This is a genomic window from Autumnicola lenta, from assembly GCF_031846515.1.
Taxonomy (GTDB): Bacteria; Bacteroidota; Bacteroidia; order Flavobacteriales; family Flavobacteriaceae; genus Autumnicola; species Autumnicola lenta.
The window spans coordinates 124,229-141,640 of the sequence record NZ_JAVRHO010000005.1; the positions used below are offsets into that span (position 1 = coordinate 124,229).

Annotated in this window: 15 protein-coding genes; 9 read left to right on the forward strand and 6 right to left on the reverse strand. The window is 38.7% G+C overall.

What is annotated here, in order from left to right:
• The first annotated feature begins 270 nt into the window (after positions 1-270).
• The 4 genes from RM545_RS04825 (at position 271) to ribB (ending at position 5,976) form a co-directional block, all read left to right on the forward strand.
• The gene (locus RM545_RS04825) at positions 271-2,646 is read left to right on the forward strand and encodes a DNA translocase FtsK (RefSeq protein ID WP_311494190.1); all 2,376 of its coding nucleotides are present in this window, start codon (positions 271-273) and stop codon (positions 2,644-2,646) included.
• 61 nt (positions 2,647-2,707) lie between these two features.
• Positions 2,708-3,349, forward strand: coding sequence for an outer membrane lipoprotein periplasmic chaperone LolA1 (lolA1, locus tag RM545_RS04830; protein WP_311494191.1), 642 nt, complete (start codon positions 2,708-2,710; stop codon positions 3,347-3,349).
• A 70-nt stretch (positions 3,350-3,419) separates the two neighbouring features.
• The gene (locus RM545_RS04835; protein ID WP_432264572.1) at positions 3,420-4,799 is read left to right on the forward strand and encodes an LptF/LptG family permease; all 1,380 of its coding nucleotides are present in this window, start codon (positions 3,420-3,422) and stop codon (positions 4,797-4,799) included.
• Positions 4,800-4,827: 28 nt separating this feature from the next.
• Positions 4,828-5,976 (forward strand): 3,4-dihydroxy-2-butanone-4-phosphate synthase, encoded by a 1,149-nt coding sequence (gene ribB / locus RM545_RS04840; protein ID WP_311494193.1) that lies wholly within the window; start codon positions 4,828-4,830, stop codon positions 5,974-5,976.
• Here ribB and RM545_RS04845 read toward each other — a convergent pair.
• A complete protein-coding gene (locus tag RM545_RS04845) occupies positions 5,973-6,605 on the reverse strand; it encodes an NAD(P)H-dependent oxidoreductase (protein WP_311494194.1) in 633 nt (210 codons plus the stop codon). The genes ribB and RM545_RS04845 overlap by 4 nt on opposite strands.
• A gap of 133 nt (positions 6,606-6,738) precedes the next feature.
• Here RM545_RS04845 and RM545_RS04850 point away from each other — a divergent pair, with 133 nt between their 5' ends.
• Entirely contained in the window at positions 6,739-7,371 is a 633-nt protein-coding gene (locus RM545_RS04850; protein WP_311494195.1) for a SanA/YdcF family protein, read from the forward strand.
• Positions 7,372-7,421: 50 nt separating this feature from the next.
• On the forward strand, positions 7,422-7,778 hold the full coding sequence (locus RM545_RS04855) for a phage holin family protein (protein ID WP_311494196.1): 357 nt from the start codon (positions 7,422-7,424) through the stop codon (positions 7,776-7,778).
• A 74-nt stretch (positions 7,779-7,852) separates the two neighbouring features.
• Here RM545_RS04855 and RM545_RS04860 read toward each other — a convergent pair whose 3' ends face one another.
• Together RM545_RS04860 and RM545_RS04865 are read right to left on the reverse strand one after the other, a co-directional pair.
• Complete coding sequence (locus tag RM545_RS04860) at positions 7,853-9,019, reverse strand: PepSY-associated TM helix domain-containing protein (protein WP_311494256.1); 1,167 nt, start codon at positions 9,017-9,019, stop codon at positions 7,853-7,855.
• A 134-nt stretch (positions 9,020-9,153) separates the two neighbouring features.
• Positions 9,154-11,640 carry a TonB-dependent receptor gene (locus RM545_RS04865; protein WP_311494197.1) on the reverse strand — a complete coding sequence of 829 codons (2,487 nt, stop codon included), beginning with the start codon at positions 11,638-11,640 and terminating at the stop codon, positions 9,154-9,156.
• A gap of 258 nt (positions 11,641-11,898) precedes the next feature.
• Here RM545_RS04865 and RM545_RS04870 point away from each other — a divergent pair, with 258 nt between their 5' ends.
• Positions 11,899-12,714 (forward strand): HAD family hydrolase, encoded by an 816-nt coding sequence (locus RM545_RS04870; RefSeq protein WP_311494198.1) that lies wholly within the window; start codon positions 11,899-11,901, stop codon positions 12,712-12,714.
• An 85-nt stretch (positions 12,715-12,799) separates the two neighbouring features.
• Here the strand turns inward: RM545_RS04870 and RM545_RS04875 are convergent, their stop codons facing one another.
• Positions 12,800-13,558: a hypothetical protein gene (locus RM545_RS04875; RefSeq protein WP_311494199.1), complete on the reverse strand. Its 759-nt coding sequence runs from the start codon at positions 13,556-13,558 to the stop codon at positions 12,800-12,802.
• Positions 13,559-13,596: 38 nt separating this feature from the next.
• On the reverse strand, positions 13,597-14,571 hold the full coding sequence (locus RM545_RS04880; RefSeq protein WP_311494200.1) for a L,D-transpeptidase: 975 nt from the start codon (positions 14,569-14,571) through the stop codon (positions 13,597-13,599).
• A gap of 137 nt (positions 14,572-14,708) precedes the next feature.
• On the opposite strand from RM545_RS04880, the gene RM545_RS04885 reads away from it, so the two are divergent.
• Positions 14,709-15,794 carry a Gfo/Idh/MocA family protein gene (locus RM545_RS04885; RefSeq protein ID WP_311494201.1) on the forward strand — a complete coding sequence of 362 codons (1,086 nt, stop codon included), beginning with the start codon at positions 14,709-14,711 and terminating at the stop codon, positions 15,792-15,794.
• 17 nt (positions 15,795-15,811) lie between these two features.
• On the forward strand, positions 15,812-16,519 hold the full coding sequence (locus RM545_RS04890) for a M15 family metallopeptidase (RefSeq protein WP_311494202.1): 708 nt from the start codon (positions 15,812-15,814) through the stop codon (positions 16,517-16,519).
• A gap of 15 nt (positions 16,520-16,534) precedes the next feature.
• Here RM545_RS04890 and RM545_RS04895 read toward each other — a convergent pair whose 3' ends face one another.
• Complete coding sequence (locus RM545_RS04895; protein WP_311494203.1) at positions 16,535-16,999, reverse strand: ankyrin repeat domain-containing protein; 465 nt, start codon at positions 16,997-16,999, stop codon at positions 16,535-16,537.
• Between the last annotated feature and the right edge of the window lie 413 nt (positions 17,000-17,412).

The following is a 17,412-nucleotide window of genomic DNA, read 5'->3' on the forward strand; positions in this document are numbered from 1 at the left end:
TTTAGGCAATTATATTGGCGGAAAAGATTATACTTTAAAATACCCAATTTTCGCACTATAATTCTCGATTAAGTTCTGTACTTTCTTGAAGATTTGAAGGTGCGTTACCCAAATTTCTAATATTCAATTTACACTATTGCTGAAATTCCAAATTAGCCATCGTCCTACGGCAATATTTACGGCTAAAAATGTTAATTTTAAATACCTAAAGCTTTTCCTTATTTTAGATGAGGCTAATTTGTATTTTTGCCGAAATACTCCAAATCATATATGGCTAAAAAGAAAGCTAAAACCAGAAAAAATCCTGCAAATAAAACCTCCAAATTCACTTTTAAGCTGAACAGGCAACAAAAAGTGGTTCTTGGAAGTTTTTTAATGTTGTTTGGATTGGCTTTACTTGTAGCTTTCATCTCTTTTTTGTTCAATTGGCAGGCAGACCAGTCTTCTTTGGATCACCTGGCAGACCGGCAAATCGAATCAAAGAACTGGCTTAGTAAATTTGGAGCCGTTATTAGTGACTTCTTTATTTACCAGGGCTTTGGCATTGCCGCCTTTGTTATTTCCTTTCTTATAGGCCTTACCGGTGTTTACCTCTTCTTTAATTTTAAAAGAAGTAACCTTCAAAAATTCTGGTTTTGGGGTATACTTGTAATGATATGGCTTTCACTTTTTTTAGGGTTCTTTGCGGAAGAAAATCCTTTGCTGGGAGGAAGAATTGGTTATGAAATAAACGATTACCTTCAGGATTATTTGGGGTTCTTTGGAACTGTCTTGCTCATGACATTCCTTTTTATGGTCTATCTCACCCTTCGATTAAAAGTTACTCCAGAGCTTATTGGAAGTTACGTCAAGAAGTCTAAAAAGGATTTTCAATCTGAATTCGACAAGAAATCTGGCGGAGATATTTCAGAAACAGAAGAAGAGAAAGACTGGAAGGAAGAAGTAATTCTTAAAAAGCAGAAAGCTGAAGAAGAATCTGCTTCAGAAATAAAACTGGAAACAGTAACACCGGAAGAAAAGAAAGCTACGCCAACAGTTACTCCTTCTCGAAAGAAAGAGCAAAACGACGAGGTAGAAATGGAGGTCGAAACACCTCCTGAAGAAGATGAAGTAGAAGATAATTTAAGCAAAAAGCTGGTAAGCGATTTTGGTGAATTTGATCCTACTCTGGAGCTAAGCAATTATAAATTCCCGACGCTGGATTTGCTAAAAGATTATGGAGGAGGCATTACTGTAAACCAGCAGGAACTTGAAGAAAATAAAAATCGTATTGTAGAAACTTTGCGCAATTACAAGATAGAAATTGCCCAAATAAAAGCTACGGTAGGTCCTACAGTGACCTTATACGAAATTGTTCCCGAAGCAGGAATCAGGATTTCAAAAATTAAAAACCTGGAAGATGATATTGCGTTGTCTCTTTCAGCGCTCGGAATAAGGATTATTGCTCCTATTCCGGGTAAAGGAACAATTGGTATTGAAGTTCCGAACAAAAACTCTACAATCGTTTCAATGCGTTCGGTTATTGCCTCGCCTAAATTTCAGAATGCCGAGATGGAACTTCCCATGGCTTTGGGAAAAACAATTTCGAATGAAACTTTTGTAGTAGACCTTGCAAAAATGCCTCACATGCTAATGGCAGGTGCAACGGGACAGGGTAAATCTGTTGGTCTAAATGCCATCCTCACCTCGCTTTTGTATAGCAAACATCCTGCAGAAGTCAAATTTGTACTGGTAGACCCAAAGAAAGTAGAACTTACGCTTTTTAATAAAATCGAGAGACATTATCTGGCCAAGTTACCCGATACTGAAGAAGCTATTATTACTGACAATACTAAGGTTATCCATACTTTAAATTCTCTTTGTACCGAAATGGATAATCGTTACGAAATGCTGAAAAACGCAATGGTTCGTAACCTCAAAGAGTACAATGTAAAATTTAAAAACAGGAAACTTAATCCTGAAGACGGGCATCACTTTTTGCCATATATCGTACTTGTGGTAGATGAGTTTGCAGATTTAATTATGACAGCGGGAAAAGAGGTGGAAACTCCAATTGCCCGACTGGCACAACTCGCCCGTGCTGTGGGAATCCATCTTATAATTGCCACACAACGACCTTCGGTAAACGTAATAACGGGTATTATAAAAGCAAACTTCCCCGCCAGGATAGCGTTTCGTGTAACTTCAAAAATCGATTCACGTACGATTTTGGACAGTCAGGGAGCAGATCAATTAATTGGTCGGGGTGATATGCTTTTCACGCAGGGTAGCGAAATGAAACGTTTGCAATGTGCTTTTGTAGATACTCCCGAAGTTGATAAGATTACTGAATTTATTGGTTCACAAAAAGCATATCCAGATGCTCACCTTCTGCCAGCTTACGAAGGGGAGGATAATGGCACAGGAGTTGATATAGATGTGAGCGAGAGAGACAAGCTCTTTCGGGAAGCTGCCGAGGTTATCGTTACAGCACAACAAGGTTCAGCTTCTTTGCTGCAGCGAAAGTTAAAACTTGGTTATAACCGTGCAGGAAGAATTATCGATCAACTGGAAGCAGCAGGAATCGTTGGTCCTTTTGAAGGAAGCAAAGCACGGCAGGTATTGATTACAGATTTAGCGGCACTTGACCAATTGTTAAACGAATAAAGCCTTTTTAGGCATGTTAAAAGGACAGAATATAAATTTTGTCCGAAAAAATGTAAGTGTAATGAAAAATTTAATCTTTTTATTTTCTATTTTAATCAGCGTAGGCTTAAATGCGCAGAATTCTGACAAAGCAAAAGCTTTATTAAACGAGGTATCTTCTAAAGTGAGAGGTTACGATAATATGGTAATCGATTTTAAATACGCACTGGAAAATACTGCTGAGAATTTAAGTCAGGAAACCCGCGGAGACGTGAGCATTAAAGGAGATAAATATGTTCTAAACTTAATGGGAACTACCCAAATGTTCGACGGTAATAAAATCTACACGATAATTCCTGAGGATGAAGAAATCAATATTTCAACTTATGTAGAAGAAGATAGTAATAACATCACACCTTCAAAAATGTTTTCTTTTTATGAAGAAGGTTATAACTACAAATGGGATATTACCCAGGACGTAAAAGGCAGAAAAATCCAATATATAAAACTTATTCCGCAAGACAGTAACGCCGAAGTAAAAGATATACTTTTAGGAATAGACTCTCAAACAAAACATATTTATAACCTTATCCAGACACAGGATAACGGCACCAAAATAACAATTACTGTAAAAAGTTTTAAAACAGACCAGCCGCTTGCGCAAAGCCTTTTTACGTTTAATGAAGACAGATATTCCAGCTATTATATTAATCGGTTAGATTAAATTGAAGATACTTGACAGGTACATATTATTAAGTTTTCTAAAAACCTTCTTTACTGTTTTTATAATTCTTATGTTCATTTTTGTATTGCAGACGATCTGGCTCTACATTGGTGAACTTGCAGGAAAGGACCTGGACGTAGAAATAATTTTCAAGTTTCTACTCTACTTCTCTCCTAAGCTTGTGCCTCTGGTCCTGCCACTCACTATACTTCTTACTTCCATTATGACATTTGGAAGTTTTGCTGAAAATTACGAATTCGCAGCAATGAAATCTTCTGGTATTTCTCTGCAAAGAGCAATGAGCGGACTTACAATTTTTATATTCTTTGTTAGCCTTACGGCTTTCTTTTTTTCAAACAACGTAATTCCCGCAGCGGAATTCAAATCTATTAACCTTAGAAGGAATATTGCTAAACTCAAGCCGGCAATGGCTATTAGTGAAGACATCTTTAATGAGGTTGGTGATATAAATATTAAAGTTGACGAAAAAAGCGGGGACAATGATCAATACCTAACCGACATTATAATTCACAAAAAAGGCCCCCGTAGTGGAAATTATACTGTGATGAAAGCTACGGAAGGTGAACTCGTGGGCAGTTCCGACTCAAATGTTCTTTCCCTCGTCCTTAAAGACGGAAATTACTATGATGAAGTACAACCTAACGACGCTGCAAAAAGGAAAAGCAAACCCTATGCGAAAAGCTATTTCGAAGAATATGTGATAAATATCGACCTTTCAGAATTTAATAATGTAGACCTGGAAGATGAGAATTACCACAGCACGCAAGGCATGCTAAACACTTCTGAATTAAGAGAGAGTATAGACTCTTTTTCTACAGACTATAACAAGCAGGTAAAAGTTTTTAAGGAAAGTATGTTCAGCCGCTCTGGTGCTGCTACCATTGCGCTTAATTACAGACCGGCAGACACAACAATAGCTATTGGAGAATCACTGTTGGATCTTTATAGTACACAACAAGCTGCTCAAATCTCCGGTTTTGCTACAAGTTCGGCAGAAGCTGCATTATCTCATCTAAAATTGAAAAAGGAGGAATTCAAAGTAAGTTTCCGCCAGATCAATAAATTCGAAATAGCCTTGCATGAGAAGTATGCTTTGGCTGCAGCTTGTTTTGTCCTCTTCTTTGTTGGGGCTCCACTGGGCGCCATTATTAGAAAGGGAGGAATGGGATTACCTATGGTTGTTGCCATATTATTATTTCTCACCTATCATTTTATAGGGATATTTGCCAAAAATTCTGCTGAAGATGGCAGTATCAGCCCTTTTATCGCCACCTGGCTTCCCACATTTATTATGCTTCCGCTGGGAATGTTCCTTACTTACCGTGCTACCACAGATCAGGGACTTTTTGCTTTCGATAACCTTTTTGAACCCATTAAGAAGCTCCTCAAAAAAGCCGGAATTATAAGGACCAAAGACAAAATAGATTAAATATCTTTGAAGCTGAAAATATACTATAATGCCAGAAACTAACGCGAATTTGAATTCTATAAAGTTAGATAATATAAAGGATGCTATTGAAGATATCCGCAACGGAAAAGTCATTATTGTTGTTGATGATATCGACAGGGAAAATGAAGGAGATTTTGCAGCCGCTGCAGAAAAAGTAACCCCTGAGATGATCAATTTTATGGCAACACACGGGAGAGGACTTATCTGTGCCCCAATCACCGAACGCCGATGCAAAGAATTGAAGTTGGACATGATGGTTGGTACGAATACAGATCCTATGGAAACTGCTTTTACCATTTCTGTGGACCTTAAAGGAAAAGGGGTGACTACAGGAATATCGGCATCAGACAGAGCTAAAACCATCGAGGCTTTAATTGATCCTGAAGTAAAACCTTACGATTTAAGTCGCCCCGGACATATTTTTCCGCTGAAAGCAAAGGAAGGTGGCGTTTTAAGAAGAACCGGGCATACTGAAGCTGCCATAGACTTTGCCAGACTGGCGGGGTACGCACCGGCTGGTGTAATTGTTGAAATTATGAACGAGGACGGGAGCATGGCCCGCTTACCTCAGCTAATGGAAGTTGCACGTAAGTTTGATCTTAAAATAGTTTCTATAGAAGATCTTGTCGCTTACAGAATGCAACACGATTCTTTAATTGAGAAAAAAGAAGATTTTGATATAGAAACGAGGTTTGGAACTTTTAGGTTAAGGGCTTACAAGCAAACCACTAATAATCAGGTACACATTGCTCTTACCAAAGGCACCTGGAGTGCCAACGAAGAAATTCTGGTACGCATGAATTCTACTTTGGTTAATAACGATATTCTGGGTACCCTTACCAATGATGCCGATAAAAAACTGGATACAATGTTTCGTGCTGTTAACGAGGAAGGTCGCGGAGCAATTGTTTTTATCAACCCTGCCAATCAATCGCTGAACCTGCTCAATAGGTTGGGAGAATTAAAGGACATTCAGAAGAAGGGCGAAATAAAAGCTCCTCCTGTAAATATGGACAATAAAGATTTTGGTATTGGGGCACAAATTCTACACGATTTGGCAATACATAAAATGAAATTATTATCTAATTCCCAACAGAAAAAACGTGTGGGAATGGTCGGTTATGGGCTTGAGATCACAGACTATGTAAGTTATTAGCCAATCTCAATGATTACGTCCTCTAAAGGCCGTCTTACCTTCTTAAAGCTGGAGAATTGATCGTCCTCTGCACGGTATCCCACGGGAAGCACGAGTACAGATTTTAAATTGTGTTCTCCCAGATTAAGATATTCATCATATTTTTCCGGTTCAAAACCCTCCATGGGACAAGCATCAATTTCTTCAGTTGCGCAAACCGTAAGCAATGTTCCCAAAGCGAGATATGCCTGATTCACCGACCACAGCGTAATTTCATTGTATGGTTTTGAATTAAAATCGTTTACCAGAAACTCTTTAAAAGGAGTTAATACCTCATCCGGGGTTTTCCTGATGCTTTTAACCCTGGTAAAATAATCCTCAATAAATTCGGAACCCACTTCCTTTTCTATGCAAATAATCAGAATATGGGAAGCTGTGCTTACTTGTTGCTGGTTCATACTATAACCCTTCAGCTTCTCCTGAATTTTCTTGTTTTCTACAACTACCATTTTTATTGGCTGCAGACCGTAAGATGTCGCTGTAAGATTAAAAGCTTTCTTTAAAATATCAATTTTTTCAGAAGGAAGAATTTTTTCAGAATCAAACTTTTTTGTAGCGTAACGCCACTCCAGCGCTTTAATATTTCCCATATTCACCAGGTTTTTTTATCACATTGCTAATTTAGCGAATGAAAAAAGGATGACCCTACAATAAGGATAAATTAAACCTATACATCAAATTTTATTAACTATATTCGAGTCAGTTTTTAATTTTCATGGTTAAATGAGGCTGATAAAAAAATCCATCCTTACTTTAGTAATTCTTGTGGTAGTCGCCAGTTTAATTGTTCTTGGTCTTGATGCATTCCTCAAGCAAAATACGGCTTCACGTATCTACAGCGACATAGGAAAAGTACCTCCTGCAACTACAGTAATTGTTTTGGGAGCCAGCGTGCATTCTGATGGGAAACTCTCTCCTGTGCTCCAGGATCGAATGGAAACTGCAATAGAACTTTTTCAGAAAAACAAAGTAGAACAATTTCTTGTTTCCGGAGATCATAAAACCGATGATTACAACGAAGTAAGTGCAATGAAAAATTATTTGCTCAGCCACGGAATTCCTGAAAACAGAATTTTACAGGATCATGCAGGTTTTGATACATACGATAGTATGTACAGGGCAAACAAGCTTTTTAACATTACCAGTGCGATTGTGGTGACGCAAGAATTCCACCTTCCAAGAACTATTTTTATTGCGAAGAACTTAGGCCTGGACTATAAAGGATTTGTTGCAGATAAACGCTCTTATGAAACCTCCACAAGATCTATGCGACGTGAAAAATTGGCAAATTTTAAGGCGCTTTGGGAAGTACTTACAGATGGTAAACCTGCGACTCTAAAACAAAGGCTTGATTAGCATAGATTATTTACCTTTAAACCGTAACAACAAATTCTAAAAAAAGAAATATGATACAATGGTTACTACATATTGTAATAGATGCCGGAATACTTTTACTGGCGGCAAAAATGATGTCCAAAGTTGAGCTTAAAGGCTTCAAATCTGCTTTAATTGTCGCACTAATCATTGGAGTACTCAGTTTCCTGCTAAGTTGGCTGCTTACTGCTGTTTTAAATATTGCCACTCTGGGAATATTCTACTTCCTTGGATTAGGATTTATAATCAGGGTAATTGTTAATGCAATAATTATTGAATTGGCAGATCGGCTTAGTAAAGACTTTAAAACAGTAGGTTTTCTGCCTTCACTTTGGCTGGCAATTCTTCTGGCCGTAGTTGGTGGTATTGTTGATGCTATTTTGTTTTAAACCTGTTATTGAAAAAAGTAGAGGTCGAAAATTGCCAATTTTCGACCTCTACTTTTTTTCCTTTTAACCGGAAGTTAAAAAGCTCCTTCTGAAGGAACATATTTTTTCCTAGCCGCTGAATTTACCTTCTTTTTCTTATTTTTTCTACCCCACCAGATCATAAAACCGCTCACCGGGAGTGCCGCGATAAAAAGACTACCAAAAAAGGCAATTATCTTACCTGTAATACCAAAATATTGACCGGTATGCAGTCCGTAATTCATTTCCTGGAGCTTTAAACCGACACTTTTATCATTGTATAAATGCTTTTCTAGGAGTTCACCTGTTTCAGGATGAAAATAGAAGTTGGATTGGTGGTCATAATCCAAAGTTTCGGGATAAGAACCGGTAATAATGGGAGAATTAGGATCTTGTTCCCATACAAAATGCATTCCGGCACCGGGAAGGAGTTCAAATGTCTTCTCCATGGCAACATCTATCGCAGGGATTGAAGTATTTGCCGGCAGGCCGGTATTTATTACCGGCGGTGTAATTTCTTCAGGATATTCCTTTCCAAAATTGCCAATTACGTAGAAGCTTTCATGCATCCACTCATAGGAAAAACTAAGTCCGGTTATGGCAATTATCAATGCAAGCAGAGAAATATATAACCCGGTCACGTTGTGCCAGTCATAATTCACCCGTCGCCATTTAGCATCAAACTTTATTTTCAGCCGGTTTTTTAAATTCTTTCTTTTTTTCGGCCACCAAAGTATAATTCCGCTAATAAGCATTACAATAAAAACGATAGTAGAAATCCCAACCACCTGCCTACCAGTTTTCTCAGGCAAAAGGAGGTACATATGCAGGTTTTCTATAATGGCGAAAAAGTCATCTTCAATTTTCTGACTGTGAATAAGTTCTGCGGAATACGGATTAAAATATATATTGTACCCGGCATCCTCAATAAGGCTATACACAAAGGCAGGTCTTTCTCTTCCCGGGTAGACCACCATTCCCGGCGCCGAACCCGGATAACGTTGTTCCACCTTCTGCTGAAGGATAGAGGGCGCCACAAACTCTTTATCCTGAACAGCTACCTTTCTCCAGGGCTGCGTGAGGTCTTTAAGTTCATCATGAAAAACATAAATACACCCGGTAATTGCAACGATAAAAACAATAATTCCGGAAGCGAGTCCCAGCCAAAGATGGATTTTTCCAATCCATTTCCTGAAGGTAGTATGTTTTTTCCGCTTCGGTATTTATGCTGATATTTATATTCTCCAAATTTAAACTTTTGAAGATTATTCTGAAGTGATTCAGTGGTCCAGTTGTGTACTTAAAAAACCGTCCGGATTTCTCCGGACGGCTTTAACTAATTAACTAACTAACTCAACTAAAATTTATAGGTAAGGCTGGCTGCAAAATTTCTTGGCGTTTGCGGGTTTATTGTAGACCAACCGTTGTAATATTCTTCGTCTGTAAGGTTATTAAGCTTCAGATTAATTGCAAATTTTTCTACGCTGTAGAATAAAGAAGCGTTAAAAACAGTGTAGGAAGGAAGGGTGAAAACTCCGCCCAGATTCCTGTTGAAAATCATATTTTCACTGGCATAATTTCCTCCAAAACCGAAACCGAAGCCATCAAGATTTCCATACTGGAACCTGTAGCTTGCCCAGAAATTTGCCTGATTTTCAGGACCTGCAGATTCCGGCCTTCTTCCGAGGAAATCGTCACTTGCAGTAGATTCTGTCACTTCGCTGTCGTTATAGCTGTAACCGGCAATAAGATTTAGACCATCAAAAGGTGCAGCAGTTATATTAGCTTCGAATCCGCGGCTGTATTGCTGCCCACCCTGCAAATCTGTCGAGAAAGGATTTTCAGCAGAAATGGCAACGATATTACCAACCTCTATGTCGTAGTAACTAAAAGTTGCTGCCACCCTGTTATTTAATAAGTTTAGCTTTGTACCAACTTCAAATTGCCTGGCTGTTTCAGGATCAAAAACGATCGTCCTGCTCTCTCCACTTGCCCTGTCCACTACTTCTTGTGGCGCCACATTACTAAATCCATCCATATAATTGGCAAATATCGACACTTTGTCTAACACCGGCTGATATACTACTCCAAATTTTGGCGAAAGTGCTGTCTGGCTGTTGCTTTCATTCTCAAACTGATCAATCCTTAAACTTGCCATTGCCGAAAGCTGTGGGGTAAAATTAAAAACATCAGAAATATAAGCGCTGTAAACATCTTCTTTGGTGATCGTGCTGTTCCTGTTTACACCTGCCAAAAGATCATTTGTCGCCGCTGCAGAAAGAATTCCACTGTCATTATCTGTAATGTAAGCTTCAGGATCATAAATTCCGAAGACGCTTTCGTTAACATTCTGAAGGCTGGCGCCACCTATATACACTTTTCCGTTGGCAACATAACCAGAGCCGTTGTCAATCACTTTTCTATTAAAATAATCCAGTCCGACCACCATACGATTCCTGAAATCACCAATTTTAAAATCTCCTATAAAATTTTGCTGAAGGTCTGTAGTTAATGTAGTAGAATTCTGGTCGTTGAGATAACGTGTAAATACTACTCCTTCATCGAGATTTGTCACTTCGCCGGGAACTTCCTCCAGTCCCTGCTCATATTGGGTGGTTTCATATAAATAAGAATAATGCCCCCTTGCTTTCGCTGAACCTCTGGAGACAGCTGTTTGAGAAGTCCAGGAATCGGAAAGTTTATAATTCATCTGCCCCTGCAGGCTGAAATTTGGATTTTTAAGGGTAAGGTCGTTACTGGTGTAAGAACGTTCAGGATCATATCCCAGTTCTTCAATATTTGTCACTCTTAGCGGTGCGCCACGATCCACAAATAACATCGTTGGGTTGGTACTTTCACCTTGATAAAATTCCGTGTTAATTAAAAATGAGAGCCTGTCGTTTACTTTATAGCTAAGGGACGGTGCCACGAAAAGTGATTTCTGAAAACCGGCATCCTGAAAACTGTTCTGAGTATGATATGCTGTATTTACACGTAAAGCGACATCCCCGGTTTCATCGAGCGGAGTATTAACATCTGCAGTGATTCGGTTTAGACCGAAGCTGCCCATTGTGTAGGAAATATTTCCGCCAAAGTAATTGTATGGCATTTTTGTGACGATATTAATAAGTCCGCCATAAGAAATAAGGCTGCTGCCGTAAAGCGTTCCTGAAGGGCCTTTTACCACTTCAATACGTTCGATATTAGCAGGATCGGGGCTTCCGTTGGTGATACCGGGAAGTCCGTTTGTAAGGGATGGCTGCACCGCAAAACCTCTTATGGCAAAGTAACCTGCACCGTCATTTCCCCTTCCGGTAGATTCCCAAAGTTTTGAAATTCCGGGAGCATTTTTAATTGCATCGTCAAAGCTGGTAACTACCTGTTCCTGCATTAATTCTGCAGTAATGGTATTATAGACCTGCGGATTCTCAATATCTCTTAGCGGAAGTTTAGCGACATAATCGCTTTTTGTACGGGTAAATTCATTTACATTTCCATTTGCCCTTAGTACTACTTCCCCAAGTTGCTCTTCTTTACTGCTAAGGATAATATTAGACACGGTAGTGGTTTGGTTTGCCTGAACAGAAACCGCTAATTCTTTGGTTTGATAGCCTACATAAGAAATTCTAAGCGTAAAATTTCCTGAAGGAACTCCTCTAAGCTCAAAACTTCCGTTGCGGTTAGATTGTGTCCCAATGCTGGTTCCTTCTATATCTATATTGGCATCTGAAACAGGATTGCCGCTGTTATTGATGATATTTCCCTTTATGCTTCCCGTAGATTGTGCAAAACTAAACTGGAATATCGCCAGGAAAACGCTCAACAGAATGATTTTTTGATTCATGATTGTAGTAGTACTTTTATTTAGACTTGTTTTAAATAATGAAGCAAATGTAGAATGAAGAACCGAGAAATAAAAGCTTATTTAGACTAAATACAAATAAAATTTTTAGGTTTTTGTAAAAGCTTCAGTAAATCAGCAAGTTCCGTTCTTCGCTTTTATAGGTTCTATTGTAAATAATTATAATACTACATATAAATTTGATCCAGAATTAACACCAGTGGACTTCCATTAGTTATATTTGCGTCTTTAATTTTTGATATGATAAAACTGATTGTAACAGACATGGATGGGACTTTGCTAAACGACCAGCATGAGCTGCATCCTGATTTTTGGAAAATGGAACAAGCCCTAACACAAAAAGGAATCATCTTTTCTGTGGCAAGTGGCCGACAATTCTATAATCTTGAATCAAAATTTGAAAGAATTAAAGAAAGGATGTTGTTTTTTGCTGAAAACGGAACCCACGTAGTTCGAAATGGTGAAGAAATTTACGTTAATCAGTTGGATCGCGATGCTGCTAAAAAGTTTATTGAAATTGGGCGTAAAATTGAAGGCGCACAGCTTGTTCTCTGCGGAAAAACTTCAGCTTATGTAGAATGTGATGATGAAGAATTTATAAATGAAATTCAGCAATATTATAAGCGCTTAAAATTTGTAGAAAACCTGGATGAAGTAGAAGATACGATTCTGAAGGTTACCATTTGCGACCCCAAAGGAGTTGAAGATCATACTTTCCCGCATTTTGAGAAGTTTCAGGGAGATTATAAGGTTGCAATTGCCGCGAGAATATTTCTGGACATTACCTCTGCCAGCGCCAATAAAGGAAATGCTATAAAAAGAGTTCAAAAAGAGCTTAATATTTCTCCTGAAGAAACGCTCGTGTTCGGGGATTACCTGAACGATCTGGAAATGATGGAAAACGCGAAATACAGCTATGCAATGAAAAATGCACATTCTGATATAATTAGCGCCAGCAAATTTATCACCAGCTTCGATAATAATGACAACGGAGTACTAAAAACTATTGAAGAACTGGGGCTGCTTAGTGAAGAAGAAGTAAAGACAGGTTCTTAAAATGACAATTATCGACCTGCAGAAAGCTAGCTTACCAGCCAAGGCAATGCTTGTTTTTCTTAATAACTCCGGATAAATTCCGGGCTTAATTTATAATTATATTAGTTTTATCGACGCCCGTATTTCCGGTTACAGGATCGAATGCGTACACAGTAATTCCGTACAATCCAGCTTCCAGATTTGTGCTTACCGAAAAAGTACTTGGCTTCTCCCCTACCTTCATATTAAGCTCTTTCACCTGCTCACCATCGCTACTTATTAATGCTTTTACTTCGTATTGACTTGCATCCCAAATACCACCTTCGGTAACAGGGCATCCACACATCAGGACGATATTAGCCGTTATTTGCACCTCATTAGTTTCGGGAATTCTCTCGTGCGTTTGGGGAGACAAAATATCTACCACAAAGCCGGGAACCTCCAAAACGATTCCGTCACCGGTTATGTCCTTACCGGGAATTAACCAAAGCTGCGTACTGGAAACAACAGTTGCCTGCTTCTTATTAATTGGTGCATGTGCTTCTACTGTTACAAAAACCGGTTCTTCCAAGTCCATATTTGCCAAAAAACCAGCTGTACCTTCTTCAGATAAATCCTCATTACGCTTCCAGGGATTGTTCATTATTTTTTCGGTATTTCCTGTACTGCCTGTCGTAAGGCCTTCAGCCAGGATTTCTCCGGTTTCAGCATTTTTAATGTAGATTTTAGCTCCGCCAATAGAACTGCCGATAAATTTGGCGTCTTTTGCTTTAGCTCTTACCATCACCGAGGTTTGCTGTGCATTTAAGCCGGTAAAAGCAAAAATAAATAGCAGAAAAACGAATCGTGCTGAAGTAATTTTCATGACATTTCAAATTTGGTAATTTCTCTAAGATAGGAATTTCATGTTGAAGAATTTTCAGCAAGTTTATTCTCCTCCTCTCCGGCTTCTTCCTCTCGGAAATTGCGCGGATCTTGTTTGTATTCGGAAACATAGTTTTTAAGCGTCTGCAACTCCTCTTCATTGAGATCGTTTGTTTCCATATCTCTGGATAAACTTAGCCATGGCACAGCTGCATCAAATTCATAATCTCCAAAAACCATAAAAGGTGTACCATTACGAACAATGATATCATTTTCCAATTCCCACATCCTAGCCCAGTCATAGATAAATTTGGCATCTTCCATATAAAGCCTTACACAAGCGTGGCTGGCAGGAAAGCCCGGTAAATTATACTGATGCACCCCAACCCCTTCAAAATTCATAAAATTGAAATAATACGGCAGGATCCAGTCACTGTTCACAGTACTGACTTTTCGTTTTGCTTTGTAGTTTCCATAATGCAGGCCATTGGGAGTGGGCGTGGTTTGCTTACCGGAACTTACCGGCCCCCATTTTACAAGCTTTCCGGCTTCATAAAGTGCAAAACCCTGAATCCTTTGAGCGATAAGCACTGCTTTTGGTATAGAATCTAAAATCTGCAATTCCTTCGGAAAAGGACTATAAAGATTGATATCTTCAGAAATAGTATCTGGAATAATTATTGGAATATTAGGTTGTACCCGATATTCTTCGATCCTGTTTAGGGCATAAATTGTCTTTCTCTGACTTTCACTATACCTGGAATACAAACTGTCAACATCTGTCCCGGTTGCCAAAGAATCAATGCTGTATCCTACCTGCAAACGTTTAATCTCCGGCTCTTCTTCTTTTATTTCTTTACTCTCCGGAAGCGAATCTAAGGAAGATTCTAAAGAATCCGGCGGATTCGAAAATTCCCTTTCTGAAGTATCTTCAGTACAGGATACCAACAGAAGACTCATTACGAACCCTGGTAAAAGTGAGGAACATAATCTTTTAAGCGTATTTTTTTTCAAATCTCTTAATTTTAGCTAATTCAATTCAATAACTGTGCTAAATTACTTTCAGGCAGCTTCAGGAACTGCCAAGAATTCGTTAAATCGGCAGGATTTCCCAAAAATTTTTTAACTTACTAACATAAAATCCAAAGCTTATGAATAATCGTCGCGACTTTATCAAAAAATCAGGATTATTCCTGGCTGCCTCTACTTTACCTTTTCCATACCTTTTTTCAGATAATCCAGCTAAAAAACTGGGCGTCGCACTGGTAGGATTGGGCTACTACAGTAGAGATTTATTAGCACCTGCACTCCAGTTGACAGATTATTGTGAACTGCGGGGAATCGTAACCGGCAGCCCTGAGAAAATTCCGCAGTGGCAGGAAAAGTACGGAATTAAAGACGCAAATGTTTACAATTATGAAAACATGGACAGTATCGCAAATAATGATGATATTGACGTTGTTTATGTCGTGCTTCCAAACAGTATGCATGCGGAATATGCTATCAAAGCTGCCAATGCAGGAAAACATGTATGGTGTGAAAAACCAATGGCCAAAACCGCGGAAGAATGCAGACAGATTATAGATGCATGTAAGAAAAACAATGTGAAACTTTCCATAGGTTATAGAATGCAGCACGAGGTAAATACCCAAACTATTATGAAATGGGCAAAAACCAAACCTTTTGGTGAAATTGAGAATCTAAAGGCCGAAGCGGGTTTTTACAGTGATAATATATCTCCGTGGAAACTGGATAAAGCTATGGGTGGCGGCGCTATGTACGACATGGGTGTGTATTCTTTAAACGGTGCAAGATATGCTTCGGGAATGGAACCCATTGCTGTTAGTGCCACACATACCACCAACCGGCCTCAAATGTTTAATGAAGTAGACGAAACGACAATTTTCGACCTTGAATTTCCTAATGGAGCTACCGCTGCGTGCCGTACAAGTTTTGGTGAAAGCATGAATGTTCTCGATATAAATTGCAGCAAAGGAGGTTATTATCTTAAGCCATTCCAATCTTACTCGGGCGTAAAAGGCAAAGCGAGTGATGGTACCGTTTTAGAACCTTTTGGTAAAAACCAACAGGCGGTACAGATGGATGACGACTCTTTGGCAATTATTAATGATAAACCTGTGATGGTTCCAGGGGAAGAAGGGCTAAAGGATATTGTAATTGTAGAAAAAATATTTGAGTCTGCCGCAAATGGTGGAAAAAGGTTAAGCTTACGATAAGGAGTTATTTATACCTTATGGATAAGCATGTAACATTTTTCGGGCAGCTGAATCATCTTTTCCTCGCATTAAGCCTGCTGATGAATGTTAATTTTTCTGAAGCACAAGAACATCAATTGCTGGAAAATTTTGTTTACGTGCACAAAGTTGTTCCGGATATTACACTCGAAATACGTTATTGTGGTGCTAATAATTTTATGGGCAAACCAGTAGATGCCTATCGGGAATCTGTTGCAATTTTGACAAAACCTGCAGCAAAAGCGTTAATCCAGGTGCAGGAGGAGCTTCAAAATAAAGGATACCGACTAAAAATCTTCGATGCTTACCGACCGCAGTCTGCAGTGAATCAATTTGTGGAATGGGCAAAAGATGAAGCAGACACCATTAACAAAAACAACTTTTACCCTGAAATAGACAAGAGAAACCTGTTCGTCCTTGGTTATATCGCGTCCAGGTCCGGTCATTCCCGCGGTAGCACTGTAGATCTCACCATTATTGATTCCGAAACCGGGGAAGAGCTGGACATGGGTAGCCGTTATGATTTCTTCGGAAGCATATCCAGCCATAATTCAACAGAAATTTCTAAAGAGCAAAAAGAAAATCGCCTGATGCTTAAACACCTGATGATAAAAAATGGCTTCAGACCATATGCTGAAGAATGGTGGCATTATACTTTAAGGAATGAACCCTATCCAGACACCTACTTTGACTTTCCGGTTGAATAAGATTTTAAAGGTTTATTACTCCAGTTTTACTGCTAACGATGTAAGATTTTGCATTTTTGCATGATTGTATGCAGTTTTTCCGTGGCTGTCCTTCAAAGATTTATCTGCGCCATTTTGCAAAAGCAACTCTGCCATTTTCTCCTGGCCAAAAGTAGCAGCAAAAATCAAGGCAGTAGCTCCATTGGAATTCTGGATATTAACGTCTGCTCCTTTCTGAATAAGAAGATTAGCGATTTGAGTGTGCCCTTTAAAGCAAACTCCCATTAACGCAGTATTTCCGGCAGCATCAAGTGCGTTCACATCTGCTCCCGAATCTAAAAGAAGTTCTGTGATTTCATGCTGCTCGTTATAGCTGGCTAAGACAAGAGGTGAAAATCCTTTAGAGTCTTTTTCTTCCAATAGAGCCGGATTTTCGGCAATCATGGCTTTTACCTCCTCTTTGTTTCCTGAACGGATACTGTCATAAAAATTCATATACATATAGATTATTTAAGAGGCCTCCATAAAATGGCAATTATCGTCCTTAGCCTCCATGCTTCAGATGTACTGAAAATGTACTTTTTGACGACCTCTCTTTATTATTAAAATTGATCTTGTTTTCCAGACCAAATTAAAAGATTGTGGAGAGAAAGCAGCTACTGCTTAATATTCTTATTTAATCTATCCATAAAACATGTTTATGATGGCAGTTTTAAACTATAGCTATTAATTATTAATAACTGATTTCCAGTAGAATTCTTCAGCGGATCACTTTTATATTAAACGGTCATGGAAAAAAGCCTGGTTTCCGGTTTGCTTTTCTGAAGTAACAAATCGAACGCTAAGTGGATATAAAGACTTATCCCTTTTTTAAAATTACTTGTTTTGAATGATTTCTGTAAAGTAGATTTATA